Origin of the sequence: Paraburkholderia bannensis (assembly GCF_014200455.1) — a bacterium.
Classification (GTDB): Bacteria; Pseudomonadota; Gammaproteobacteria; order Burkholderiales; family Burkholderiaceae; genus Paraburkholderia; species Paraburkholderia bannensis_A.
Genome location: NZ_JACHBW010000005.1, coordinates 249,894 through 276,399, shown reverse-complemented (window position 1 = coordinate 276,399; position 26,506 = coordinate 249,894). Strand labels below are relative to the sequence as shown.

The 26,506-nt window shown below is 63.7% G+C and carries 23 protein-coding genes; 14 read left to right on the top strand and 9 right to left on the bottom strand.

All coding sequences use genetic code 11. The features are described from left to right. Positions 1–276: 276 nt before the first annotated feature. From F4827_RS11015 to F4827_RS10980, 8 genes are all read left to right on the top strand, one after another. On the top strand, positions 277–1,239 hold the full coding sequence (locus F4827_RS11015) for an AraC family transcriptional regulator (RefSeq protein ID WP_183723822.1): 963 nt from the start codon (positions 277–279) through the stop codon (positions 1,237–1,239). Positions 1,240–1,369: 130 nt separating this feature from the next. Beyond that, a complete protein-coding gene (locus F4827_RS11010) occupies positions 1,370–1,957 on the top strand; it encodes a carboxymuconolactone decarboxylase family protein (protein WP_183723823.1) in 588 nt (195 codons plus the stop codon). After that, on the top strand, positions 1,954–3,069 hold the full coding sequence (locus tag F4827_RS11005; protein WP_183723824.1) for an acyl-CoA dehydrogenase family protein: 1,116 nt from the start codon (positions 1,954–1,956) through the stop codon (positions 3,067–3,069). Before F4827_RS11010 ends, F4827_RS11005 begins: the two co-directional genes overlap by 4 nt. Next, complete coding sequence (locus tag F4827_RS11000) at positions 3,066–3,878, top strand: ABC transporter ATP-binding protein (RefSeq protein ID WP_183723825.1); 813 nt, start codon at positions 3,066–3,068, stop codon at positions 3,876–3,878. Before F4827_RS11005 ends, F4827_RS11000 begins: the two co-directional genes overlap by 4 nt. A gap of 38 nt (positions 3,879–3,916) precedes the next feature. Beyond that, the gene (locus F4827_RS10995) at positions 3,917–5,107 is read left to right on the top strand and encodes an ABC transporter substrate-binding protein (RefSeq protein ID WP_183723826.1); all 1,191 of its coding nucleotides are present in this window, start codon (positions 3,917–3,919) and stop codon (positions 5,105–5,107) included. Between the two features lie 61 nt (positions 5,108–5,168). Further along, complete coding sequence (locus F4827_RS10990) at positions 5,169–5,936, top strand: ABC transporter permease (protein WP_233177982.1); 768 nt, start codon at positions 5,169–5,171, stop codon at positions 5,934–5,936. Between the two features lie 743 nt (positions 5,937–6,679). After that, complete coding sequence (locus F4827_RS10985; protein WP_183723827.1) at positions 6,680–7,141, top strand: DUF3304 domain-containing protein; 462 nt, start codon at positions 6,680–6,682, stop codon at positions 7,139–7,141. Positions 7,142–7,164: 23 nt separating this feature from the next. Next, complete coding sequence (locus F4827_RS10980) at positions 7,165–8,967, top strand: DUF2235 domain-containing protein (protein ID WP_183723828.1); 1,803 nt, start codon at positions 7,165–7,167, stop codon at positions 8,965–8,967. 461 nt (positions 8,968–9,428) lie between these two features. Here F4827_RS10980 and F4827_RS35195 read toward each other — a convergent pair whose 3' ends face one another. The 3 genes from F4827_RS35195 to F4827_RS10970 all read right to left on the bottom strand — a co-directional run bounded on the left by F4827_RS35195 (position 9,429) and on the right by F4827_RS10970 (position 11,525). Further along, entirely contained in the window at positions 9,429–9,821 is a 393-nt protein-coding gene (locus tag F4827_RS35195; RefSeq protein ID WP_409258784.1) for a phage integrase central domain-containing protein, read from the bottom strand. A 423-nt stretch (positions 9,822–10,244) separates the two neighbouring features. Then, entirely contained in the window at positions 10,245–10,448 is a 204-nt protein-coding gene (locus tag F4827_RS34920; protein ID WP_260184517.1) for a hypothetical protein, read from the bottom strand. A 123-nt stretch (positions 10,449–10,571) separates the two neighbouring features. After that, positions 10,572–11,525: a LysR family transcriptional regulator gene (locus F4827_RS10970; protein ID WP_183723829.1), complete on the bottom strand. Its 954-nt coding sequence runs from the start codon at positions 11,523–11,525 to the stop codon at positions 10,572–10,574. A gap of 104 nt (positions 11,526–11,629) precedes the next feature. On the opposite strand from F4827_RS10970, the gene F4827_RS10965 reads away from it, so the two are divergent. The 3 genes from F4827_RS10965 (at position 11,630) to F4827_RS10955 (ending at position 15,274) form a co-directional block, all read left to right on the top strand. Then, positions 11,630–12,745, top strand: a complete 1,116-nt coding sequence (locus F4827_RS10965) for an aryl-sulfate sulfotransferase (RefSeq protein ID WP_183723830.1) — start codon at positions 11,630–11,632, stop codon at positions 12,743–12,745. Positions 12,746–12,759: 14 nt separating this feature from the next. Further along, the gene (locus tag F4827_RS10960; RefSeq protein WP_183724032.1) at positions 12,760–14,118 is read left to right on the top strand and encodes a uracil-xanthine permease family protein; all 1,359 of its coding nucleotides are present in this window, start codon (positions 12,760–12,762) and stop codon (positions 14,116–14,118) included. Between the two features lie 85 nt (positions 14,119–14,203). Then, on the top strand, positions 14,204–15,274 hold the full coding sequence (locus tag F4827_RS10955; RefSeq protein WP_260175092.1) for a porin: 1,071 nt from the start codon (positions 14,204–14,206) through the stop codon (positions 15,272–15,274). A 69-nt stretch (positions 15,275–15,343) separates the two neighbouring features. On the opposite strand, the gene F4827_RS10950 is transcribed toward F4827_RS10955, so the two are convergent. Together F4827_RS10950 and F4827_RS10945 are read right to left on the bottom strand one after the other, a co-directional pair. Then, positions 15,344–15,559 (bottom strand): hypothetical protein, encoded by a 216-nt coding sequence (locus F4827_RS10950; protein WP_183723832.1) that lies wholly within the window; start codon positions 15,557–15,559, stop codon positions 15,344–15,346. Positions 15,560–15,936: 377 nt separating this feature from the next. After that, a complete protein-coding gene (locus tag F4827_RS10945; protein WP_183723833.1) occupies positions 15,937–16,677 on the bottom strand; it encodes a GntR family transcriptional regulator in 741 nt (246 codons plus the stop codon). Between the two features lie 181 nt (positions 16,678–16,858). On the opposite strand from F4827_RS10945, the gene F4827_RS10940 reads away from it, so the two are divergent. The 3 genes from F4827_RS10940 to F4827_RS10930 all read left to right on the top strand — a co-directional run bounded on the left by F4827_RS10940 (position 16,859) and on the right by F4827_RS10930 (position 22,374). Further along, complete coding sequence (locus F4827_RS10940; RefSeq protein ID WP_311673053.1) at positions 16,859–18,397, top strand: DASS family sodium-coupled anion symporter; 1,539 nt, start codon at positions 16,859–16,861, stop codon at positions 18,395–18,397. Between the two features lie 58 nt (positions 18,398–18,455). Next, positions 18,456–20,879, top strand: coding sequence for a hypothetical protein (locus F4827_RS10935; protein WP_183723834.1), 2,424 nt, complete (start codon positions 18,456–18,458; stop codon positions 20,877–20,879). Positions 20,880–21,042: 163 nt separating this feature from the next. Beyond that, complete coding sequence (locus tag F4827_RS10930) at positions 21,043–22,374, top strand: LLM class flavin-dependent oxidoreductase (protein ID WP_183723835.1); 1,332 nt, start codon at positions 21,043–21,045, stop codon at positions 22,372–22,374. A gap of 65 nt (positions 22,375–22,439) precedes the next feature. Here F4827_RS10930 and F4827_RS10925 read toward each other — a convergent pair whose 3' ends face one another. The 4 genes from F4827_RS10925 to F4827_RS10910 form a co-directional block, all read right to left on the bottom strand. Continuing rightward, the gene (locus F4827_RS10925; protein WP_183723836.1) at positions 22,440–23,348 is read right to left on the bottom strand and encodes an ABC transporter permease; all 909 of its coding nucleotides are present in this window, start codon (positions 23,346–23,348) and stop codon (positions 22,440–22,442) included. Then, positions 23,345–24,139 (bottom strand): ABC transporter ATP-binding protein, encoded by a 795-nt coding sequence (locus tag F4827_RS10920; protein ID WP_311673055.1) that lies wholly within the window; start codon positions 24,137–24,139, stop codon positions 23,345–23,347. Before F4827_RS10920 ends, F4827_RS10925 begins: the two co-directional genes overlap by 4 nt. 255 nt (positions 24,140–24,394) lie before the next feature. Further along, on the bottom strand, positions 24,395–25,450 hold the full coding sequence (locus F4827_RS10915) for an ABC transporter substrate-binding protein (protein ID WP_183723838.1): 1,056 nt from the start codon (positions 25,448–25,450) through the stop codon (positions 24,395–24,397). A gap of 68 nt (positions 25,451–25,518) precedes the next feature. After that, positions 25,519–26,448, bottom strand: a complete 930-nt coding sequence (locus tag F4827_RS10910) for a TauD/TfdA family dioxygenase (RefSeq protein WP_183724034.1) — start codon at positions 26,446–26,448, stop codon at positions 25,519–25,521. Positions 26,449–26,506 lie beyond the last annotated feature (58 nt).

The following is a 26,506-nucleotide window of genomic DNA, read 5'->3' as shown; positions in this document are numbered from 1 at the left end:
TATGTTTATCTCGCGCGATCATTTAACGCCCGCATAATTTCGTGATTGGGGACACAGGTGCCGTTTGCGTGTCCCGATGCCAGCGGCCCGATGACTCCCGCGCCGTATGCGAGTAAGCGAATTCGTTCAGAATGCCGATAACGCCCCTTGCAGGATGTCCCAATCCTTCAACGCGCATAAGCATCGAACAATAACTTGTTTGGCGCGCCGCCAAAACGAATTATGGTGAGTCACCGTGCGCAACGTCCGCGTGCGCTTTTCTCCCGTGTTGATTCCATGCCGTCCCACGTCGATGCCTTTTCCGCCTGGCTGATTGAAGGTCTTGAAGTCACCAGCACGCTATTTCACGTCGGCCAGTATTGCGGCGCGTGGCAAGCCTCCACGAGCGGGCATCGGCGCGCCAGTTTTCATGTCGTCCTGCATGGCCGTTGCTGGCTGCATCTGCCCGCGCGCGGCGGCCTGCCTGCCCGCAGCGTAGCCCTCACGGCAGGGGACGCCGTGTTCTTGCTCAACGACATCGCGCACTGTCTCTCGCCCTACGCGCTGCCGCCCGCGGCCGGGCACGAACAAGCGCGTCACGGCACCATGACGCCGCTGGACACCGGCTATGCGCCCGCGCCGGACAGCCTGGGACTCGCGTGTGGCTTTTTTGAATTCAAATCGGGTCTGGACGGCCTGATGCTCGATCTCTTGCCTGACCACGTCGTCGCGCGGCACGATCAGCCCGCGCTGCACGGCGCGCGCCAGATATTCGAGCTGATCCGGGCCGAGGCGCATCTCGATGCGCATACGCCTTCGCCACTGATCGCGCGTCTCACGAGCCTGCTGTTTCTTTACACCCTGCGTGCGCTCGGCACGAATGACGAACTGACGCCCTGCTTCTGGGCGCTGCTGCGCCGCCCGGCGTTCGCGCCGCTCGTTGCGGCCATCGTCGCCGAGCCGGGCAAGCGCTGGACCACCGCCAGCATGGCGGAATTCGCGCACATGTCGCGCGCGCGTTTCTGCAAACAGTTCGCCGAACTCTGCGGCCAGCCGCCCGCTCAATTCCTCACGCTCGTGCGCATGAAGCTTGCCGCGTCGATGTTGAGCACCGGCACAAGCATGCCCGACGCCGCCGAGCAAGTCGGCTACCAGTCCGAATCGGCCTTCGCACAAGCGTTCAAGCGTGTGACCGGCGTTCAACCCGGAGCCTGGCGGCGCGCAGCCGCGAGCGACGCCGAGGCCGCCGCGCTTCACTAGCCCACATCGCTCAGACGAACACGCCGAAGCCCAAGACAAATCCGCATGAATCGCGGACAACGGCGCATTGTCCAGCGCCGCCGCCGCGCAGACAATCGCTCCATCGACCTAAAGTCCACGAGGATATCCGATGAGCCGTCTGCCGCTGCATACCGTCGAAAGCGCCCCCGAAGCGAGCCGTCCTTTGCTTGAACGCTCGCTCGCGTCGAATGGCTTCCTGCCTAACCTGGTGGCCTCGCTGGCGAACGCCCCCGTTGCTCTGGAAACCTATCTGAGCGTTGGCGAGATCAATGGCCGCAGCGGTCTGACGCTGGCCGAACGCGAAGCCGTGCAGATCACCGCCGCGGCCATTCACGGCTGCGGATTCTGCGTGGCGGGCCACACGGCCGTCGCGCTGAAGAAGGCGCAACTTGCCGAGCCTGTGGTCGCTGCACTGCGCACGGGCCATGCAAGCGGCGATACGCGTCTTGACGCAGTCGCCGCCTTTACGCGCGCGGTGATTTCCACGCGCGGCGCCGTGACAGACGACGCGCGCACGGCATTCTCCGCCGCCGGTTTCAGCGACGCCAACGCGCTCGAAGTGATTCTCGGCGTGAGTCTCGCCACGCTCTGCAACTTCGCCAATAACTTCGCCCAGAATGAACTGAATCCGCAACTCGCGAACTATCGCTGGAACGCGGCGGACTACGCGAAACATGCGACGGAGCAGGCTGCATGACACATCATGCCGGGGACGCACTCCCTGCCGGTCTCGCCGACTGGATCGACGTGCATGCGGAGTCGCTCGACACCGACGCCACTTTTGCAGCGCAGGTCGTGCCCCGTCTTGGCCGCGCAGGACTGTTCCGCGTGGGCGTGCCACACGCGCTGGGCGGCGCAGGCGGCACCACTGTCGACGCGATCGAGGCGATTGCATCCGTCGCCCGCCATTCGCTTGCGAGCGCGTTTGTGTTCTGGGGCCAGCGCACCTTCATCGAATATCTGCTGCAAAGCGCGAATGAGCCACTGCGCGTGCGCTGGCTGCCGGCGTTGCTTGCAGGCGAACTGGCGGGCGCAACCGGTCTTTCGAACGCGATGAAATATCTGTGCGCGATCGAGCCGCTGCAGATGCGCGCCACGCCGCTCGACGCCGCTCGCGCCCGATTCAGGCTCGACGGCGCACTGCCGTGGATCACCAATCTGCGCCGCGAAGGCTTTGTCGTCGCGGCGGCGTTCGATCGGCACGACGGCGCGCCGCCCGCAATCTTCGCGGTGCCGCATGATCTACCCGGCGTCGCGCGCAGCGACGACCTCGACCTGATCGCACTGCGCGGCAGCAACACGGCGGCACTCACGCTGGACGGCGCCGAACTCGACGAAACCTGCCTGATCGACGCCGATGCCCGCTCGTTCCTGGTTCGCGCGCGCCCGGCTTTCCTTGGGCTGCAATGCGGTATGTCGATCGGTCTCGCGCGTCGCGCGCTCGACGCGGCCGACGGCAGCAGCGCACCGGTACGCGCGGCGTTGATCGACGATGTCATCGCGCTACGCCACGAACTCAACGCCCTCGCCGGGCGGCTCTACGAAGGCGTGACGTCGGGAACGTTCGTTGCCGCACCGGCCGCGCAGTTCGAACTGCGTATTGCGCTCGCCGCCGTGGTGGACGCGGCGGCGCGGCTCGACGTCCAGGCGGCGGGTGGGCGCGGCTATCTGCGCTCGCATGCCTCGCGGCCAACGCCCAACGACACCGCGCGCCGCAGCCGCGAAGCGGCCTTCGTGCCCATCGTCACGCCAAGCCTCGTGCAGTTGAAATCGCAGCTCGCACAACAACAACGTGGCGAGGCAGCATGAACGCACGGGTCGGCGCGCCGCAGGATGACCTCTCAGCGCATCGCGAAGCGCCGCGTCTGCAACTACGCGGCATTGGCTTGCGCCGTCAGCAGCGCGACGTGCTCTCGAATGTCAACCTCGACGTCGCGCCCGGCGAACTGGTTTCGATTCTCGGCGCGAGTGGCGCAGGCAAATCCACGCTGCTGCGCATTGCGGCCGGACTCATCGCGCCGCACGCCGGCAGTGTGCGTGTGGACGGCACGTCCCTCGACGGAGCGCGCCCGGACGTTGCGCTCGCCTTCCAGGACGCCTGCCTGCTGCCCTGGTTATCGGTCGAGCGCAACGTGGCATTCGGGCTCGGTTTTCGCAAGCAGCCCAGGCTGCCGCGTCAAGAGCGCGAAGCGCGCGTGCACGCGGCCCTGCAGGCCGTTGGCCTCGCCCACGCCGCCCGTTTCGCGCCGCGTCAACTTTCGGGCGGCATGGCGCAGCGCGCGGCGCTGGCGCGCGCACTCGCGCGTGCCCCGCGCACGCTGCTGCTCGACGAGCCGTTCGGGGCGCTGGACGAAGTCACGCGCGCCGATATGCAACGCCTGCTCGTCGGCATCGTGCGCGAAAGCCGTGCGGCGACGCTGCTGGTCACGCACGACATCGACGAGGCACTGCGGGTATCCGACCGGGTCGCCGTACTGGGCCCGCAGGGCATCGCGCTCGATCTCGCCATCGCGCTGCCCGAGCCGCGCGCCGATCACATCGAAGCATCAGAGGCCTTGCGCGTGCGCCTGGTCGCCGCGCTGCATGCAACGATGGCGCGCGCCCCGCGTCCCGTCTGATACCTGTTCCCCCCCATCAACAAGAGGAAGACCACCGCATGTGCCAGCTCCCCATGACCCGCCGAGAGTGGCTCAAGCTCGCCTCGCTGTTTACCGTCGCGGGCGCAGCACCCCTGCTGGGCGCCGCCAATGCCCGTGCGGCGGCCGAATCCGACGCGCCGTTGAGAATCGGCTATCTGCCGATCACCGATGCCGCGCCGCTGCTCATCGCGCACAACAACGGCTATTTCGAACAGGCGGGTTTGAACGTCGAGAAGCCCACGCTTCTACGCAGCTGGGCACAGCTCGTGGAAGCCTTTCTGTCCGGCCAGGTCAATGTCGTCCACCTGCTCGCGCCGATGACAATCTGGGCGCGCTACGGCAGCCACGCAGGCGCCAAAGTGGTCGCGTGGAATCACGTCAACGGTTCCGCGCTCACGGTCGCGCCTGAAATCAACAGTCTTGCCGAGCTAGGCGGCAAAACCGTTGCCGTGCCGTTCTGGTATTCGATTCACAACGTCGTGCTGCAGGACATGTTGCGCGCGCAAGGCCTCTTGCCTGTGCTCACCCAGGATGGCGCGCTGAAGGCAAACCAAGTGCGCCTCGTGGTCATGGCGCCGTCGGACATGCCGCCCGCGCTCGCCGCGAAGCAGATCGCAGGCTTTATCGTCGCCGAGCCGTTCAACGCGACCGCCGAGGCGCTCAAGGTCGGCAAGGTGCTGCGCTTTACCGGCGACGTGTGGCGCGACCACGCGTGCTGCGTGGTCTTCATGCACGAACGCGATCTGAACGGACGGCCCGAGTGGTCGCAGAAGGTCGTCGACGGCATCGTCAAGGCGCAGGCATGGACCCGTGAGCATCCGCAGGAAGCCGCCCAGCTATTGTCGAAAAGCGGCGCGAACCGCTACACGCCGCACCCGGCGGGCGTGCTGCAAAGCGTGCTTGCGCCCAGTGCAGCCGACGAGGGCCGTTATCTCGCCGACCGGGCCATCCTCCACGCCGACTGGCACGAAAAGCGCATCGATTTTCAGCCCTACCCGTATCCGGCCTATACCGAAGAACTCGTGCGTCGGCTCAAAACGACGCAACTGCAAGGCAATGGCCAATTTCTGGCTGGACTGGAGCCTGCCTTTGTTGCGCGCGATCTTGTGGACGACCGCTTCGTCAAGAAAAGCATCGAGGCTGTGGGCGGCATGAAGACGTTCGGGCTACCGGACACCTACGCTCGTACGGAGACCATCGTTGTCTAGCCTTAGCGAAGATCCTGGCGCATTGCTCACCGCCCCTAACGTCGAGTCCGGCGCGGCGCACCTGAAACTCCGTGCGAAGCGTCTGCTGCTCGGCGTCAGCGGACTTGCCGCGATCGTGCTGGCGTGGTGGGTCGGCGTTGCGCTGGTATCGCGCCACAGCGCGCTGGCGGCGCAATTTGGACCGGTTGCAGCGTGGCGCACGCTCCCCGCGCTCGTCACCGAAGACCAGCTGTTCGTCCATGTCGGAGCCAGCTTGCGCCGGATTGGCGTCGGTCTTGTCTGGGCCATCTTGCTGGGCGTCCCGCCTGGTTTTCTGATCGGCCGCTTCAAGAGGCTTGAAATCGCGCTATCACCGGCGCTGCAATTCCTGCGGATGATTTCCCCGCTCGCATGGATGCCGATCGCGGTGATGTCGCTTGGCGTAGGCGATCCGCCGGTCTATTTCCTGCTGACCTTCGCGGCGGTCTGGCCCATCGTCATCAGCACCGCCGCAGGCGTGCAACAGATCGATACGCGCTGGGTCCAGCTTGGCGAAAGCCTCGCCGCCACGCGCGCCGAAATGCTCTGGCACATCTACGTGCCCGGTATTGCGGCGCATGTGCTGACCGGCGTGCGACTCGCCATTGGGATTCTGTGGATCGTGCTGGTGCCGGCGGAGATGCTCGGCGTGAATTCGGGGCTTGGCTTTTTGATTCTCGATTGCCGCGACCGGCTTGCTTACCCCGAACTCATGGCCGTCGTGCTCGTGATCGGCGCGCTGGGTTTCCTGCTCGATAGCATGGCGCGACTCGTCTATCAACGATTCGGTTCGGTGCGCGAGAGCGAGTGAACACCGCGTCGCGCGCGACCGCATTTAATGAAGCGTCACGCCGCCTGCCCGGCAAGTGGCGGCGCGCTGTGTCGTAGCACGCCGTCTATCGTTTGTGGCTGCTTCAGCAGGTTGAAGATCGGGCAGACAGCTTCAACGGCTTCCGCCAGAGCGGACCATAAAACCCTGCAAATTCAGTTATTCACGGGTTTTTGTTTTTCCAGCCCATCATCGCGCACAAACTCACCGCCTTCCTACGCGTTTCAGACATCTGCGCGTCCTGTATCGTTGGCGCGACAGTCCGCTAGAATCCGCTCATTCATGTTTCCCATCACGGGACACCTCATGGACGAGTTCGATCTATGCAGGATCGCCGATACGTCTTCGCTTGCGGGCGCGGCAGCATTGATTTGCGGCATCCGACCTAATAGCTGTCCATGTAGCGGGTAAGACACTGAGGCGCCCCGTGGTTTGGGCAAATACGCTAGTAGTTGTTCCCTTGCTTGAGCTACCCGTTCAGTTCGCGCTTCCGATTGCGCCTCCTTGCGACGTCGCAGTTAGCAAATCAATCACTTCCGCCGAGAGCAGACCGGTCGCCCTCATCGGGGCTCGCTTTGCGCTCTTTGTCAAATATCGTCAATCAATGCTCCGAATCATGGACATTGTTCAGATGATTTGCTCTACTCGATTGCCTTCGACGCGGTCGCTACCCGTTTAGCCACAGCGGAGCGGCCCACTTCATGCAGAACGGCAGTTGAGCACCAATGACAACACCAAGAAAACTTGCCTTTGGACTGGCGTTCGTGCTGAACGCCTTGCTTTCCGGTTGCCATGCCGATGACGGCAGCATCCACCCCGCATCCAGCACCGAGACAATGGGGCTCGGTGTGGTCGGCTACAACCATACCGATCACGATATTGGAGACTTCTCAGTTAACGGCGAGGCCGGTTCATATGTTGGCAGGCACGAAGAGCATGGTGTTGCCTGCTGTGTGTCTCTGCCCGCGAAATATACGCCTGGCCTGACGGTGACGGTGACTTGGACGGATGAGTACAACAAGCACCCGCAAAGTCGTGCTGTCGCCGTTCCTCCATACACACCAGCCGATGGGGGGGAATTTCACGTCCACTTTCTTCGCAACGGAAACATCAAGGTATTTGCCACAGCCATTGTCTTTCTCAGCAACCCCGACTATCCGCTGAAGGGAGACGAAGCCGGGATGTAAATCGAATAACAAGGACAGTCCAAATGTCTTACTCAGTCTCTATTCCTGAACCTCTTCCAGCGGATGGTTACCGCAAGCTCTCTCCGCGTGAAATGGCCCGAAGGGCCGCCGCAATGGAATGCATCCACAAGAAGGAAGCGGGCCAATGCCAAGGGCAGATATATGCCACGCTGTTCTTCGACGGCACCGGTAACAACCAGGACTGGACTGAGCCGAAGACAACAGGCAATCAGCAGGCTCGTAATAAGCACAGCAATGTTGCGCGGCTGTTCAACGCAACGCCAATCGCACGAGCAGAGGGATTTTTTCCCTACTACATTCCCGGCGTCGGCACGCCGTTCGCTAAGATCGGAGACAACAATCAGAGCGGCGATACACTCGGCCTCGGAGCTGGTTACATGGGGGCTGACCGCATCAACTGGGGCATCACGCAACTCTTCAACGCGGTGCATGAATACGCCACGGATGGCCATGTCCTGATCACCGACGATGCGGCCAAGGCCCTCGTGAACTCCATCAGTTCCAACTCAGCCTCAACGCTGGAGCAAATGCTGGCGAACATGGCGGTCGAGAAGCAACGCCGCGTTACAGCTTTGCGCCAACTGGAAGAAAAGCTTGCGGCGGTGCTGAAAACCACGCAACGCAAGGTGACTTCAATCAACGTCGCGGTGTTTGGTTTTTCACGCGGTGCGGCAGAAGCCCGCGCGTTTACGAACTGGCTGAACGATCTACTCAAGCGCGATGATGGCGGTTACTACACGCTGGCGGGCGTACCGTTGCGCCTGTATTTTCTTGGCCTGTTCGATACGGTTGCGTCAGTGGGCGTTCCCAATATGATTCCGGGGGTGAACGGGCATATGGCGTGGGCAGACGGCACACAGACCGTTCCGGAAATCGTGGAGCAGTGCGTCCATTTCATTGCGCTGCACGAGCAGCGCGCCTGCTTCCCGCTGGAGATGGCGTCCAACGTGCGCCAGGTGGCCTATCCTGGCATGCACTCGGATTTGGGAGGCGGCTACCTGCCCACCGAGCAGGGCAAGGCCGGGCAGCTATCTCAGATTCCGTTGAACGACATGTATTACGAGGCGTTCAAGGCGGGGGTGCCGCTGTTATCTCGCGACGAGATAAATAGCAGGCCCGCTCTGAAGACCCAGTTCGAGATTCCAGCTGACTTGCTAGCTGCGTATAACGCGTACTGGCGCGACAACGGTATAGGTGCCGGCGCTTCCGGCAAGGACAATGTACTTCGGATGATCCAGCGGCATACGCGCCAGTATCTCCAATGGCGCAAGGCCCTGCCGTCACGGCTCGACTTGGACAAGCGCCCCTTCTGGGAGCGCGCCGAGAGTGATGACCAGGCGCAATTGTCCGAGGCACAAAATGACCTGACCGAGCAGATACATGATATTGGCCCACGCCTGCAATCCACACTGAAAACCGCTGGAACTGCGACAATGCTTGAGGTGCTTTCGCCAGCCTTAGCTTCACGGTACGCGTGGGACCATCGTCCGGTGAGCAGTGAAACGCGCGAACTGTTCGCCGTTGTGACCGAGAATGCGAAAGTACCCGCCTCCGTGCAAAAATTCTTTGATGACTATCTGCACGATTCGCGTGCGGGATTCCGCATTCGGAACAAGATGGAGTTCCATGGACTTACAGGCGGGTATCTGCGCTATCGCAACATCTATCAGAACACCCGCGAGCAGACGGTGGCGGTTGAACCGCTGGATCCCAACTCCTACGAACAACAAGCCGCACAGATGCAGCAGATGGTCAACATGAAAGGATACGGCGTCCAGGACATGTTCCCACCTGGCGGCTGGTAGCCGGGTTTGCGGCTCAACGGGCGCAAACATGCGCCGCCCACGCTTCCAACATCGGGCGGCGCTGTTCGAGCAAGTCGGTACGGTTATAGGCCGCTTCGACCTCGTTCGAAACCGTATGTGCGAACGCCCGCTCGGCAAGGTCGCGAGCGTAGCCGTTTTCGCTGGCCCAATCTCTGAAGCTTGACCGATAACCATGCACGGGCGCGACGCGGCCCGGCGTATTCGTTTTTCGCCTTCACCCGGCGCAGTAGCGCCGTCAAGGTCATATCGGACGGTACGTTCCCGCGCACCGAAGGAAACACAAGCGTCTCGTGCTGCTCTTCAAGGTCTTGACGATATCGTGCGCCGCCAACGAAAGCGATACGCGGTGCAGTACGTTCGCTTTCATGCGTTCGCCTGGGACAGTCCAGATACCGCCGTCGAGGTCAAGTTCGTTCCACGTCGCACCGCGCACTTCGCGCCTACGCGCCGCCGAACAGCAGGGCCACTCGCGTGTTGTCGCCGGGTTTGATATCGCGAAGCTGCACCTTCGAAAACGCGGGAACGTCGCGCCACGGCATCGCCGGTTGGTGGTCTTTCTTCGCGCCCTGCTTCGGCAAAAGATAGTCAACCACACTAACCGTGGTTCGCCGTGATATGGCCGTGCGCCCAGCACCATTGCAAGTCGCATGCATCCTTTGGCGGACCCGGCTGACGGTATCGGCTTTTTCCAACCAGATCGGTCGAAGCACGTCGGCGCAGTCGGCGGGCGTGATCGCATCGAGCGGCTTGTCGCCGAGTTTCGCGAACACGTAAGTCTCGAGCGTGCTAATCCATTGGGCCGCATGTTTTTCGTTCCGCCAGCCAAGCTTCAATTCCTCGTGAACCTTACGCGCTGCTTTCTCGAGGGTAGCCCGGACGCGGGGACACTCGCGGCTTTCTGTTCACGGTCGCGCTCTTCGATTGGGTCTCTCGCCGCGTCGAGTTGGGTGCGCATGGCAAGCGCCTTGTTGCGCGTCCAGTATTAATACTTCAGCATAGCACCGAGGCCCGCATCGCGCCGCTTGCCCGTTACCGGGCTGGTGAAACGTAGCGTCCACTTGCTGCCCGTCTTGCCCGGCGTGAGCATCAACCCTGTTACCTTCCCGTCGAATACCGGCTTGTCGCCGGGTTGCAGTCCCTTTGCCTGTCTGTCCGTAAGTAGAATTGCAGCCCATCGCAAAGTGGCGGATAGAGCCGGCTTATTGTATGCCTGTTGCGGCTTCCGTATAGATTCAATCCCCTGATAGGATTTAATTTTACGGAGTGACAAGGAAATTCTCGGAATATATTTTGGCTTTCACTGCTTCGTGAAGCAAACGAATAGTTTCTGCGGATTCCGACGACACGATATCGAGCGTATAGCGAATATTGTTCGGAAATATCGGTATATTCTCGAAGCCGGGCCGCTGGGCGTGCCACGCCGCGCGCTTTTGCGTCAGATATTCATTGAGTGTCGTCATGATCGGAACAGGAAAAGTCACGCTCGATAGCGTCTTGAATGGGGTCCGGCTGCAGGCGGTTTCATCAAGAGAAAAAGTATAGGGAACCCTGCGCCCCCGACTAAATGCGCAATTCGAATTTGATTATTCGCGAGCACGCTTTGAACTGCGTCGGCCTCGGGGTGCACCCAGACGATCTTCCATGGCTTCGATGGCCTCGATCAGGATTTGCAGAAACATGTTGATCGCGCCGGTGGTGGACATATCGGCCCGCTGATACAGACAACTGAACGATTTCGCGCCAGCATCCGCAAGCGGCGTCCACGCGAGCGCGCCACGCGCGACATCCTCGGCGACGTTTTCGGCGATCAGAAAGCCGATGCCGACGCCCTCGCCGGCCAGACGCCGCACCATCGACACCGAACTGGTTTCCACCAGCGGGCGCACGCGCTGTTGCTGGCGATGATCGATCTGCTCCACCATCGCGCGCAATTCGGTATCGGGCGACATCAGGATCTGCGGATAGTCGAGGCAATCGCGCAGGCGCGGCTTGCGCCCGGGCGAAGCAAGCGGATGGCCAGGGGCCGTCACCACCCCGAGCTTCTGCGCGAATGCGCGCACTTCCACCACGCCGGGCGGCGGCCGCCTTCTGAGCGCGTAGCCAATGTCGGCCTCGCCCGTTTCGATTGCACGCAGGATGCTCTCGCCGTTGCCCGAGCGCACGCTGTACGTCACGCCGGGGTAGCGCGCCATGGCCTCGCAAATCGCACTGGGTACGAGATGTTCAGCCGACGACGCCGACACCGCGAGATTCACATGACCACGCCGCACGGCGCGCAGATCCTCCACCTGGGTCAGCGCGTTGTCGAAGTCGCGTTGCCCTCGCCGCACCGCGGCAATGATGATCTCGCCCGCCGCGGTCAGGCGCATGCCGCGCGGCATGCGATCGAACAGCGGCGCGCCAACCTGTTCTTCCAGATTGCGGATTTGCTGATGCACGGCCGCCGCCGTCAAATGCAACGATTCGGCCGCTTTGCGGATCGATCCGCGCCGCTCCACCTCGTCGAAACATCGGAACGTCTGTGATATTGAACGCATTTGTCTACCGTTAGATTTTTCTGAACGCCCCGTTTAGAACAATCCAGTTTTCCCGATCGCGCAGATCCCCTAGATTTCGCTTCATCATCTTAACGGAGCATCTCATGGCGACCACTGTCGATCAGATTACCCAGCGCCGGCGTGGCGTGGGTCTCATCGCACACGATCCTCTTCGCAGCGCGGGCGGCTTTACGCTCATTGCACCTCAAACCGCTGCGGGCAACGTCTATCTCGTCGATATCGAAGGGCGCGTCGCGCATCAATGGAAGATGCCGGTCAGGCCGGGCCGTCATGCCGTGATCCTGAGCAATGGCAATCTTGGATATAACGGCAATCATCCGCAAACGGATGCGCGCTACGCGCCCTGGTCGATGTGGCACGGCGGCGACTTCTACGAAGCCACGCCCGAGGGCGAGATCGTCTGGCGCCATGAAGACCCCGACCATCATCACGACGCGCTGTGGCTGCCCAACGGCAACCTGCTCTATGCCGCGTGCGAGCGCGTGTCCGACGACTTCGCGCGACGCGTGCCGGGCGGGACGTCTCACACGGAAAATGAGCCGATGTATGCCGACGTGATCCGTGAAGTGAATCGTCGCGGCGAGATCGTCTGGAGCTGGCATGCGCGCGAGCATCTCGCGCCGGAGGACTTTCCGATCGCCCCGGGCTTCGGTCGCTACCACTGGCCGCTCGTCAACGGTCTGGGGATCGACGCGCAGGGCCGCGTGCTGATGAGTCTGCGCACCACCTCGGGCATCATTGGCGTCGAGCGCGACAGCGGCGCCGTCACGCTGCATATCGGCCCGGACGTGCTCTCGCACCAGCATGCGCCGACGCCGCTCGCCAACGGCCATATCCTCGCCTTCGACAACGGCAACTTCCGGGACGGCGCGCACGTGGCGTTCTCGCGCGTGGTCGAAATCGAGCCGTCGAGCGGCCAGGTCGTCTGGTCCTATACCGACGATGTCGTCAATCTCTTCTACACGCCCTTCATGGGCAACGCCCAGCGCCTGCCGAACGGCAACACCCACATCACGGAGTCCGCCTCGGGCCGTCTGTTCGAGGTCACGCCCGCCGGCGAAGTGGTGTGGGAATACATCATTCCGTGGTTCGCCGAATATCCCGACGAGGACGCGCGCCGCACCGGACCGGGCCAGCTCAACAGCGTGTTTCAGACCTTCCGCTACAGCCGCGAGCAGTTGCCGTGGCTCAAAGTCTGAAGGGGATGAACGTCATGGCCGAAGCCAGCCTCCCAGGCACTGCCGCAGCATCCCCGCACGCGGTCGATGCCCGCCCGCCCTTCTGGAAACTCGTTCTGTTCGGCCTCCAGCACGTGCTGTCGATGGCGGCCTCGCCCATCACCGCCGTCTTCCTGCTGGCGAAGTTGCTTGGCCTCGACTCGGCTCTGACCGTGCAACTGATCGGCTCGACGTTTTTCGTGTGCGGGGTGGGCACGCTGATCCAGTCGATCGGCGTGGGGCCGGTGGGCGCGCGGCTGCCGTTCGTGATGGTGCCGGGCGGCGCACCGGTGTTCCTGTTCGCCGCCGCGGCAAGCCAGGCCGGGCTGCCCGCGGCCACGGGCGCGGCCATGATCACCAGCCTGTTCTACTGGCTTGCTTTGCCCTTTTTCACGCGTGCGCTGCGGTTTTTCCCGCGCATCGTGGTGGGCGTGATGCTGCTATTGGTGTCCATCAACCTCATCAAGATCTATGCGGGCATCGTCGTCGGCCAGCCCGGCAGCGCCGATTTCGCCAGCCCGCGATCACTGACGATCGCACTGGTAACGATTGGGGCCACGCTGATCGTGGCACGCGTGTTTCGCGGCACGGCTGGGCGACTGGCCGTCTTTGCCGGTCTGGTGGCGGGGGCGCTGTTCGCCTTCGCCACGGGCGCGATGCATATCGACGGCCTGTTCGCCGGGCCGCCGCTCATGCTGCTGACTTATCCGCACTGGATGCCCTTTGGCATGCCGCGCTTCGACTGGGTGGCCACGGTTCCCTTGCTGGTCTTCAGTGTTGTTTCGATGGCCGAAGCGGCGGCGCAGACTGTGGCGGTCTCTGAAGCGTGCGGCAAGCCGATCGACTTTCGCCGCGACGTGTCGCGCACGATCCGCGCCGATGCCCTGACCTCCCTGCTGGGCGCCTGCTTCGGCACCTCGCTCATCATTACGAGCGCGGAAAACATCGGCGTCGTACAGACAACCGGCGTGCGTTCGCGCCATGTCACCGCCGCCGCCGGTGTGCTCCTGCTGCTGATCGCGCTGTTCGTACCCCTGGCGCGCATCGCCAGTGCGATTCCCGCGCCCGTGGTGGGCGGCACCGCCCTGATCGTTTTTTCGATGATCGGCGTGATGGGCATCCGGTTGCTGGCGGGCGTCGATTTCGCTGCGCGCGGCAACCAGTACACGCTGGCGACGGCGCTGCTGGTGGGCCTGCTGCCGATCCTCGTACCCAATCTGTATCGCGCCTTTCCGGTTCCGCTTCAGGTGGTGCTGGGCAACGGCATGGCCGCCGGCACGCTCGCCGCGATCCTCGTGAATGCGGTGTTCGTGGCGAGCCGCCAGAGGGCCGGGCAGGCCGCAGCACCGCATTAGCCGTTTTTTTCCTTTGTTTATTACGTATTCCTCTATATTTATGAAAACCAGCCTATTCGCGCGTGCGCTGTTACCGGCGTGCGCTTTGGGGGTCGCTTGCGGCACGGCTTCGTCCGCAGCCCGTGCGCAAAGCAGCGTCACGCTGTACGGCAGTCTCGATGCCGGCGTTGGCTATGTCAGCAACCTGCATGGTTCGAGCGCTTTCATCGCGGAACAGGGCACGCTGCAGGCCGATCGGTTCGGCCTGATCGGCGTCGAAGATCTGGGTGCGGGACGCAGCGCCCTTTTCCGGCTCGAAAGCGGCTTCGTCACCACCACGGGCGCGTCCGCCAGCAGCACGTCGTTCTTCAATCGGCAAGCGTATGTCGGTCTGTCCGACCCGGCTGCGGGCACCGTGACGCTGGGCCGGCAGACGGACTGGAATTTCGACTGGCTCGGCTCCGTTTCAACCGGGCAAGTTCTCGGCGATTTTTCCGCGTTCCATCCCGGCAACCTCGACGGACTGGGCAGCACCTTGCCCGTGCAGCTATCGAATGTGGTGAAGTGGAAAAGCGCGCCGTTTTACGGCCTGACGCTGGGCGCGCTCTATGGTTTCCCGGGCGCGGCGGCCAGCAATACCTCGGGACGCACCCTCAGTTTCGGGGCCAACTATACGCGCGGGCCGCTCAAGCTCGTGGGCGTCTGGTCCGAGTACAACGACCGGCTGCTGCCGCTGGCCACGGCCCTCGGCCTCACATCGTTCCAGGAGCGGACGCTGCCCGCCGGGGCGACCTTTCTCGCATCGCGAGTACGCGACGCAGGCGTGGGCGGTTCGTATCAATTCGGCAAGCTGACGGTGCACCTGCTGGGCACCGATGTGCGCATTGCCTCAGCCGGTGGCGCAGACCACTTCCGCAGTGTGGATGGCGGCCTGAACCTGCGCGTAACCCCCGCCGAGGAAGTGGCCGTGGGCGCGTGGTCGGCCTGGCTGGACGGCAAGCGCTGGACCCAGGCCACCCTTGCGAATGTCTATTCGCTCTCCAAAACGACGCAACTCTACGCGGATCTGATGTACGAAACCGCAGGCGGCGGCGCGGTCGCGGATACGCTGGGCATCGGTGCGTCGTCCGGGAAGCGGCAGATCGTCGTGCTGTCCGGCATTCATCACCTGTTCTGATTTCCAGCCCGCATTCCGGCGATCAGCGGGCAATCACTGCGGACGGCATCGGAGATGCTCGTCTGCGGCTCATTGCGCGGGCCTTGCGCGCTGATCGATCCACAGTCGCGCCCAGCGAGCCGCATACGCAATCGCATGATCGGCCTCGAAGAAGTAGTCGAGCGCTTCGAACGAAAACGACGACCCGGCAGCAGGCAAAGCCGTTTCGATGGTCAGATTCGCCGCGTAAAGTCCGCTCGGCAACGCATAGGCCGACGGCTCCACTTCGTATCCCTTGTATCGCATGCATGTCTCCGTAAAGACAATCGCGGACACAATCGTCCGCCACGCTTGCATGCTAGTGCGCGCGACGCGCGCCGCCAACGAAGGCTTTTGCGTTAGCAAATCACTGCTGACATCAGTTCGTCATGACGATGTGCGGCACGGCCGCGACTCACGATGGCAGACCTTCCCCACCGTCGGACGGGCTTTGTTCGTACGCGTGCGCCACCGCGTCCGCCGCGGCGCGCAGATCGACAGGGACCCGCAAGGCTTCGAGCGCCCTTCCATAGGCCACCACATTGGCAAGCACAGCCTCGGCGTTCGCGTTGCGCCCTGTGTGATATTCGCGATTGACTCGTACGCCTGCAAGGCCCTTCCGCGCTCAGGAATTTCGCTTTCTGCTAGCCCACCACCCGCGCCTCCAACCCACTGCGCGTAACCAGATCGAAACGCTCCGGACGGATGTGAAAGACCGTGGATTCACACACGCGGCCGTCCGCGAGCCGCGAGGTACGCCTGAGCACCAGCAATGGCGCATGCGTGGCCACATCGAGATACTTCGCGATCTCGCGCGACGCGGCCACCGCCGTGATCGACATATCCGCGTCGACGATGTGCCAGCCGTCGAGTTTCTCCAGCATCTCGTAAGACGGCAAGGTCTGTGCCTCTTCGCGTGAAATCACGCTGGCTTCCGGCAGCATGCAGGTCTGCGCCAACGCCACCGGCACGTCATCGACGCGATGCAGGCGCTCGACATAGACACAGCGCGTGACCTCAGCGGGAAAAACCTCGCGCAACCCCGGCGGCACCGCGCACATTTCCATACTGAGCAGTTGCATGCTCGCCCGCGCGCCTTGCGCGGCCAGCGAATCGTAGAAGCCGCGCAGCACATCGAGCCGATGCTGCAGGCGTGATGGCTTCGCGAACGTGCCCTTGCCCTGCTTGCGCTCGACCACCCGCGCGTCGACGAGCTTGCCCACCGCAAGGCGCACCGTCACCCGGCTCACGCCAAAGCGTTCGCTCAGTTCGGCTTCCGATGGCAGCTTGCCGCTCGGTGCATAAACCCCTTGCCCGATTTCCTGCTCCAGCGTCGTCGCAATCTGCTCATAGAGCGACGTCACGTCGTCTCGCACCAACGTCATCAATGTTCCTCGTTGCACCGGCACCGCGCCCTCTGCGCCCTCTGCGCATTTCGCGATATCGATATGAAAAGCAATTGGATGGCTCAACTTGTATTAATACGTATTATGCCACCCAGAACGACCCCGAGCCGCCCCTCGGCTCGCGTCGCCCACCCCAGCAAGACCGCCCGGAAGCATAACAGTGACAGATAAAACCCTCGATGCCCCGCCACTTGAGCGCCCCTTGCACGCGGGCCTGATGCAAGCCGACCGGCACGCCGGCCCGCGCGGCAGCGGTGCCTTGCTGCGTGCGCGTCTTGGCTTCGTGGCCGCGTGGATCGCTTTCTTCGCGGTTGCGTGGCTGCTACCGACGCCAGCCGGTTTGAACGCCGCCGGCCACGCCACCCTCGCCGTCGTTGCGTGGGTGGCGATCGTCTGGGTGACCGAGGCGATTCCCGTCGGCGTGAGCGGCATTCTGCTGCCGATGCTGCTGGTGCTCTCGCACGCCAGCCCGAATTTTCCCAAGGCCGCCAGCGGTTTCGCCGCGCCGGTGGTGTTTCTGTGTCTCGCCGCGTTCCTGTTCTCGGCGATCATGCAGGCGAGCGGGCTGGATCGCCGCATTGCGCTGGCGCTGCTCGACCGTCTCAAGGTGCGCACCGCCAATGGCGTGATCTGGGCCATGTTCGCAGTCAACTTCCTGATGGCGATGGTCGTGCCCGCCGCGAATGCACGCTCCGCTGCCTTGTTGCCGGTGACCAACGGCATCGTCAAGCTGTTCGGCGCTTCATCGCGCGAGCAGGCCGCGAAAAAGGCCATCGTGATCCAGTCGCTGGTCTATGGCGCGATGATCAGCGGCATGTGCATTCTCACTGCGCATCTGCCGAACATGGTGGTGTCCGGCCTGCTCGAAAAGCAGCTTGGCATCCGCATTTCGTACTTCACGTGGTTCAAGCTGCAGTGGCCGTATCTGGGCATGTTCGCGATCACGCAGTGCTGGGTTCAATACTATTTCCGCTCGCGCGCCGTGCAGATTCCCGGTGGCCGCGCCGCCATCACGTCGATGCGCCGCGCGCTGCCGCCGGCCTCGGGCAACGACTGGACGGTGCTCGCGCTGTTCGCCGCCGTGGCGATTCTCTGGGCGACGGAGCCGCTCCATCATCTGTCGTCGGAAATCGTGGCGCTGATCGCGCTGGCGGTGCTGTTCGCGCCGGGCCTGCTGCGCTTCGGCTGGGCCGAGGTCGAGCAGCGCACGATCTGGGGCACGCTGTTCCTTCTGGCGGGCGCGCTCTCGTTGTCTTCGGCGATCAGTTCGTCGGGACTCGCGCAGTGGGCGGCGGATCATATCTATTTCGTCGCACATGGCCACGGCTGGTGGCTCGCCATCGGCATCGTGATGCTCGGCACCCACCTCATCCGTATCGGCATGCTGTCGAATGTGGCGGCCGTGACCATGATCGCGCCGATCGCACTCGCCCTCGCGACGCGTCTGGGCCTGCATCCGGTGGCCTTCACCATGCTGATCAGCGATACCGACAGCTTCGCCTATCTGCTGCCAACGCAGATCACGGCCGGCGTGATCGCCTATAGCAGCGGCGCATTCACGACCGCCGATTACGCGAAGGTCGGCGTGGTGTCCGTGTTGATCGCGATTTTCTACGGGCTTTGCGTGATCGCGCCGTGGTACGCGTTCATGGGCGTGCCCGTTTGGGACGCAAGCGCAGCGTGGCCGTTCGCGCATTGAGCGCGCGCTGCTTTCCCTGTCTCCCTTATTCCCGTATTCCCGAATATCTCGATCCATCATGAGCGAAGCGAATCAACCCGATCTGCATGCCCGCGCGCGCGCCCTGCGCGAACGCCTGGGCGCACATGTCGCCCCTGCGGGCCTCTATGAACAACTCAAACAGCGGCCCTTCGCGGGCAGCGTGCGCTGCAACGTCTCGCGCCTCGAAGCGGGCGACTGGGCCGAGGTCGTGCTCGACTACGAAGTGGGGTCGTCGGGTATCGCCGATGGTGGATGGCTCAAGGCGACGTTCAAGTTCTACTCCGACTGGGCGCTGTTCCAGACCAGCGACCCGCGCGCCGCGAACTACATCAGCGCGGAGTATCACGCTGCGCCGCTCGTCGCGGGTCAGAGCCCGGCGACGGTGCAGGCGCTCAATGTACGCTTCGACCAGAAGGGCCACGAGCGGCCCTATCAGAAGGCCGTGATCGTCGATGTCGTCGATGGTTATCTGAATGCGGGCGACCATATCGTGATCCGTCTGGGCGACCGTCGGCAAGGCCCGGGCACCCGCGTCCAGACCTTTGCCGAAGACAATTTCCGCTTTCGCCTCTATGTCGATCCGCTGGGCACCTCGCGCTTCGTGGCCGTGCCGGGCGATATCTCGATCGACATTCAGGCGGGCGCGCCCACCGATGTGCTGCTCAACGGTCCGCGCTTCGTGCGGCCCGGCGAGCGCGCGCCGTTCCGGCTCGTGCTGCAGGATCGCTGGGGCAACGCGTGCCGCGATCTGGGCGCAGACACGCGTACACCGCCCTTGCTGGCGCGCGTGATCGCGCATGATGAAAGCGGCGAGGCGGTATATCGGCGCGACTTTGCGGTTCCGGCACAAGGTTTCGCGACGCTCGCGCTCGACGATCTGCCGACCGATCGCGGCAGCCTGAAGGTTATCGCCGATGTGCCCGCGCATGGCGGCATCCGCGCCGCGCAAGCCTGGCTTACCGTCGACGCCGCCTTGCCCGCGCGGCGCGCGCTCTACGCCGACCTGCACGTACACGCCCACGACACGGTGGGCACCAACAGCCCGGCGTATAACGCGCAATACGCGCGTGACATCGGCGGCATCGATATCCTCGGCTATACCGCCAACGACTTTCAGATCACCGATGCGAACTGGCAACTCGGCGTCGAAGCCGTCGAGCAGTTCAACCAGCCGGGGCGTTTCGTCGTCTACCCCGTGCAGGAATGGTGCGGCAGTTCGACCGCGGGCGGCGATCACAACGTGGTGTTTCTGGGCGACGAGCGGCCCGGCTTCCCCTACAACGCACGCGGCGAACACAACCGCACGCTGGTGTGGAACGAGGACATGAAGGGCCATGCCGTCGAGCTCGGCCGCTGGCCCGTCGAAGAATTGTGGGACGCCTATGCGGACGACGCCGAACATCACCTAGTCATGCCGCACGTGGGGGGCCGCCGCTACATTCCGGACTGGCATCATCCTGAGCTTGAACGGCTGGTTGAAATCGCCTCGACGTGGGGCCACTTCGGCTGGCTCTATCAGGACGTGATTGCTCGCGGTTATCGGCTTGGCGTAGCGGCGAGCGGTGACGAGCATCGCGGTCGCCCTGGCGGCGGCGCGCCGGGCGTGCAGGTTTTCGGCGTGCATGGCGGCTTGACCGGCGTGCTGGCCGATTCGCTAGACCGCCGCAGCGTGGCGCAGGCGCTGCGCGCGCGCCATACGTGGGCCACCACCGGCGAGCACAGCGCCCTGCTTGTGCGCAGCGGCACGCATCGGCAAGGCGATGCCTTCACGCACAGCGGACCGGCCACGCTCGATTACCGTTTGCTTGGCAATGCGGGCTGGGAATACGTCGCGGCCTACGACCACAGCGGTCTGATCTGGGAGCGCAATCTGCATGAGGAATTGGGCTTTGCCGACCGACTGATCCGCGTGCGTTGGGGCGGCGCGCGTATTCGCGACCGCTATCGCTGGGCGGCGTGGCGCGGCCGGATCCGCATTCTCAACGGCACGATTCACAACTTCGGCTCGCACGGCTTCGAGCACGCCGAGGAATCGGCGTGGCGCACCGGCGCCACCGATATCGAGTTCAGCAGCGACACCTATGGCGACGCCGACAGCATCGACATCGACGTGAGCAATCTGGCGGCGGCGACGATTGTGATCGAGGGCACCATCGACGGTTTCGTGAAGGTGGGCGATCCACTGGCGGGCAATCCGTTCGCCCATGCGCCCACGTTCCGTTTCGAGATTCGCGGCGCGGATCTGCTCGCGCAAGGCAGCGCTACCCATGCGCTGGGTGGCACGGAACTGTTCGTCGCTGTCGAGCGGCTGACGGACAAGCCCTTGCCGGTCGATCTCGAAGGCAGTCTTGAAATCGAGGCGAAAAATGCGCCGTTCGGCTACCGGCCGGTGTATTTCTTCGGGCGGCAGCGCGACGACAGCAAGGTGTGGTCGTCGGCACAATTCATTACGTTCGAATAGGCATTGCGGCGGGCGCTATTCCTTAACGCGTGGATTGCGAAGCAGAAATGCTTCCAAGCCAATCGTTGACCGTGGCGCGCGCGCGGCGCGATCATCATTGGGTTGTGCGCAAGAATCGACACAAACCGGGCACAAACCCGGCACGATCCGCAGAGGCAACGAGATGACCCGCAATCGGCAACTTCACCTTGGCGCCTTCATGCGCCCGGTCAGCCTGCATACAGGAGCATGGCGTTTTCCGGGCGCATGGCCCGACGCGAATTTCAACTTCGCGCATCTGAAGCACAGCGTTCAACTGCTCGAAAAGGCCTGCTTCGACGCCTTTTTCATGGCGGATCATCTCGCCGTGCTCAACATGCCGATCGATGCGCTCAAGCGCAGTCATACGGCGACCTCGTTCGAGCCCTTCACGCTGCTCTCCGCGCTCGCCGCCGTCACGGAACGGATCGGTCTCGTCGCAACCGCCTCCACGACGTTCGACGAGCCGTGGCACATCGCGCGCCGCTTCGCCTCGCTCGACCATCTCAGCAACGGGCGCGCGGGCTGGAATCTGGTCACCACGTCCAATCCGGAGGCCGCACGCAATTTCGGCCGGGACACGCATATGGATCACGACGAGCGCTATCGGCGCGCCCTCGAATTCCATGCGGTCGTCACAGGCCTATGGGACAGTTGGGCCGACGATGCATTCGTGCGCGACGTCGATTCTGGCCTGTACTTCGATCCGGCGAAGCTGCACGTGCTCGATCATCGAGGCGATTATTTTTCGGTACGTGGACCACTGAACATCGCGCGTCCCGTGCAAGGCTGGCCGGTGGTCGTCCAGGCCGGTTCGTCCGAGGCCGGCATGCAGGTGGCCGCGCAGACCGCCGATGCGGTCTTCACCGCCCAGCCCACACTCGCTGCGGGTAAGCGCTTCTACGCCGATCTCAAGGGCAGGCTCGGGCGCTTCGGCCGCTCGCGCGACGATCTGAAGATCCTGCCGGGCGTTTTCGTGGTGGTGGGCGAGACGCGCGAAGCCGCCGCCGAGCAACGCGCGCGGCTCGATACCTTGGTGCACTACGACAGCGGCATCGCATCGTTGTCGATCGCGCTGGGCCATGACGTATCGGGCTTCGATCCCGACGGTCCCTTGCCGGAGATACCCGAATCCAATGCGAGCCGCAGTGCGCGTCAGCGCGTCGTGGATTGGGCGCGTGAGGAGAAGTTGACGATTCGCGAACTGGCGCAGCGGGTAGGCGGCTATTCGGGCCTGGAGATGGTGGGCACCGCGCACGATATCGCGGACCAGATGGAGCAGTGGCTGGTGGAAGAAGGCAGCGACGGCTTCAATGTGATGTTTCCGTGGCTGCCTGCAGGTCTGGAAGAGTTCGTCGGCAAGGTGGTGCCGGAATTGCAGCGCCGCGGCATTTTCCGGCGCGAATATGCCGGCACCACACTGCGCGAGCATCTGGGTTTGCAGCGGCCCGCCAACCGCTTTTTCGCGAACAGCTAAAGAGGAACAAAGCGGAGGCAAAGCGGCGGGGCAACGGCGTGCCCCGCGCGCGGGGATCATCCGCTTTACTGCTGCACGCCCCAGCGCCGTACGGTCAGGCGCTCCAGCGTGTCGAACACCAGATGCTCGACCAGCAGCCCAATGATGATGACCGCGGCGAGTCCGGCAAAAACACGATCCGTATAAAGCTCGTTACGGTTCTGGAAAATGTACCAGCCAAGGCCGCCCTGCCCTGCGCTGGCGCCAAAGACGAGTTCCGCCGCAATCAGCGTGCGCCACGCGAAAGCCCAACCCACGCGCAGGCCGGCGATAATCGACGGCAGCGCCGCAGGCACCAGAATGAGGCCGACATGGCGCAAGCCGGTCAGCCCGTAGTTGCGCCCCGCCATCCTGAGCGTAGCCGGCACGCCGAGAAAGCCGGTGTACACGTTCAGCGCGAGCGGCCAGAGCACCGCATGCACCAGTACAAACAGCAGGCTGCCAGTGCCCAGACCAAACCACAGCAAAGCGATAGGCAGCAAGGCGATCGATGGCAACGGGTTGAACATCGCGGTCAGCATCGAAAGCAGATCGCGCCCGAAACGGGTCGAAACCGCCAACGCCGTGAGTGTGAATGCGAGCACCACACCGATCGCATAGCCGCGCAATAGCACCGAAAGCGATATCGCGGTCTTCTCGATCAGTTCGCCACTGAGGATGCCCTGCACGAACGCTTCGAACGTCGCGCCGAAGGTAGGCACCAGCAGATCGTTATTGACGATGCGGGCCGTGATTTCCCATGCCCCGATCAGGATCAGCGCGATCAGCGTGCGGCGCAGCCAGCTTGCGTCGGCAAGACGGCGCGCGAGCGGCAGCGGCACGGAATCCCCGCCGGGCGGCACAGCTTGCAGCGGGCGCTCGTACTCGGCGCGCACAGGGGGCAGCGGCGGCAACGGCGGCAAGCTGCGATCGCGCGTAGTCGAAGGCGTGCTCATGCGCGTGCCTCCACGTCCGTGCCGGTTTCGAACAACAGGTGATGGATGCGGGCGACACTGGCGCGGAAAGCGTCGTCGTCGGTGCTCGCGTGCGACCACGCGTGGCTGTTGAGTTCCGCGCGCACGCGCCCAGGATGCGGCGAGAGCAGCAGGATGCGATTGCCCACCACCAGGGCTTCCTCGATCGAATGCGTGACGAACAGCAGCGTGAAGCGCTCGCCTTCCCACAGGCGCAGCAGTTCCTCCTGCATCTTGCGGCGCGTCAGCGCATCGAGCGCCGCGAACGGTTCGTCCATCAGCAGCACGCGCGGCTGCATGGCGAGCGCGCGCGCAATCGCCACGCGCTGTTTCATGCCGCCCGACAGCGTATGAGGGTAGGCATCGGCGAATGCGGCAAGGCCGACCTTGTCGAGATAGTGCAAGGCGCGCGCCTTCGCTTCGGCGCGCGAGAGCTTGCGGGCGACGCGCAGAGGAAACGCGATGTTTTCCAGCACCGTCTTCCAGGGCGGCAACTGGTCGAATTCCTGGAACACCACCACGCGGTCGGGACCAGGGCCGCGCACGGTCTTGCCATCGAGCGCGATGGTGCCCGCCACGGGTTCGATAAAGCCCGCAATCGCCTTGAGCAAGGTGGATTTGCCGCAGCCCGAAGGCCCCAGCAAAACGAAGCGGTCGGCGCCATAGACGTCGAAGCTGACCTCATGGGTCGCGCGCACGATGCGCTCGCGATTGCGGTATTCGAGGCTGACGCCATCGATCGCGAGCAGGCGTTCGCCGTACGATGCGTCCACGGCGCCAGCACCGTCTTGGCGCGCGCGCGCCTGGGCGTCGTGGGGCGGCTGGGTTGTTGCAGCCGGCCCGCTGCGCGTCAGCGGCGGGTGGGCTCCAAACTGTGACGGCGGGGACATATTGACATTCACGATCGGAAATCCAGCAGATAAAGCGTCAACATACGGGCCGTGGCCGCGCATCCCAACCAATGAATCGCCATATTCATTACACGGCGACGCATAAACAGCGTTTGCGCCGCTCCAGCAGGCAAGAACTCAGCTTCCGCCCGCCGTGGCCGGATCGTCGAAGAAGTAATCGCGCCACGACTTCGGCTCGTTGCGGATTGCGCCGGTGCGGTACATCGACTGCGCGAGGCCCAGCGTGTTCTGCGGCGCGGTCTTGAACTGCACCTGCGGGTCGCGCAGGATCTTCAGCAGCAGATTGCGGTCGATCTTCGAATCGTTCACGCGAATATAAATATCGGCGGCCTTTTCCGGGTCCGAAGAGATCAGGCGGGCGGCGTCGGCAAGCGCGGCCACGAAGGCGTGATAGGTCTTCGGGTTGTCGTCGCGGTACTTTTGCGTCGTGTAGAGCACCGTGGCGGAACTTGGGCCGCCCAGCACGTCATAGGAATTGAGCACGATGTGCGCCTTCGGATTGCCGGCCAGCTCCTGCTGCTGGAACGGCGGATTGCCGAAATGCGCCGTGATCACGTTGCTGTTCGCAATCAGCGCGGCGGCTGCGTCGGGGTGCGGAATGGCCTGGGTGAACTTGTCGAGGCGATCGAACGCCTTGTCGCCCCACTGCTTCGCCGCCGCGTACTGGAGCACACGCGACTGCACCGACACTCCCACGGCCGGCACGGCGATACGATCCTTCTCCGTGAAATCCGCAATCGTCTTCACGTTCGGATCGGTGCTCACGAGGTAATACGGCAGGTTGCCGAGCGAGGCCACGCCCTTCACGTTCTGACGCCCGTGCGTGCGATCCCACACGGTCAGCAACGGGCCGACGCCCGCGCCCGCGATATCCACCGCGCCCGACAGCAGCGCATCGTTGACCGCCGCGCCGCCCGAGAGGCGCACCCAGTCCACCTTGATATCGAGCCCTGCCTTGCGGCCTTCCTGCTCGATGTAGTGCTGGTCGCGCGCGACGTTCAGCATTAGATACACCACGCCGAACTGTTCGGCGATACGGATGGTGCCTTCGGCGTGTGCCGGCTGGGTGGCCGCCAGCGTAGCCACCGCCAGCACAGTGGAAAGAGCAGGCGCTGCGGCGCGGCGCAGGGCGCGCGCGCCGCGGGCAACCGCGTCGCGAAGCAGAATCGGCATGGAAATACCCCGTGTTTATCGTATTGGAAAGATGGGTCGCGACGCGCAATGCGTCGTGGCGATGCGCCTCAGTACGGCACGCTGCCTTCGATCGTCGTGCGATAGAGCCGACGGCGCAGATGATCGGGCGTGCCTGCCGCCAGATGCATCAACGAGCGGTTGTCCCAGAACACCATGTCGTGCTCGCGCCAGACATGGCGGTACAGGAACTCGTCGCGAACGCTGTGGGCGAAGATTTCGGCGAGCAGCGCCCGGCTTTCGTCCTCGGGCATATCGACAATGCGCGTGGTGAAGTGCTCGCTGACGAATAGCGCCTTGCGGCCCGTTTCCGGGTGCGTGCGCACCACCGGGTGGACCACGGGCTTTACCTGCGCGATCTGTTCGGCGGAAAGATTCGGCCGCCACGGGCTGCGCGACTGCAGCTCGGCGTAGCGCGCGAGATAGGTGTGCTCCGCGCGGCGCCCTTCTACGGCACGGCGCAGATGCTCGGGCAGCGCGTCCCACGCGAGATGCATGTTGGCGAACAGCGTATCGCCGCCTTCCGCGGGCAATTCCTGCGCATGCAGCATCGACCCGAGGCTGGGCTTTTCCTTGTACGAAAGATCGGAGTGCCAGAAGTGTCCCGCATCGCCCAGCCCCACCGGCTTGCCGTTCTCGACGATGTTCGAGACGATCAGCACTTCGGGATGGCCCGCCAGCGCGAACTGGTGCAGCACATGGATCTGCAGCGGGCCGAAGCGCCGCGAGAATGCGATCTGCTGCTCCGGCGTGATGCGCTGGTCGCGAAACACCAGTACGTGATGATCGAGGTGAGCGCGATGCAGGCGCGCGAAATCCTCTGCGCCAAGCGGCTGCGCGAGGTCGAGACCGATCACCTCGGCGCCCAGCGGCGCATCGAGCGCGCGGATTTCGAAAGGCTGTGGCGCGACCTGAGCGGATTGGGCGTGCAACGAATCGGAGGAAAGGGCTGGCGAAGAAAGGGACAGGGATGCGGGCATAGTCACGCGGATTGCCTTACGAATTGCCAAAACCGCCAATCTACGTGCCCCCTGCCAC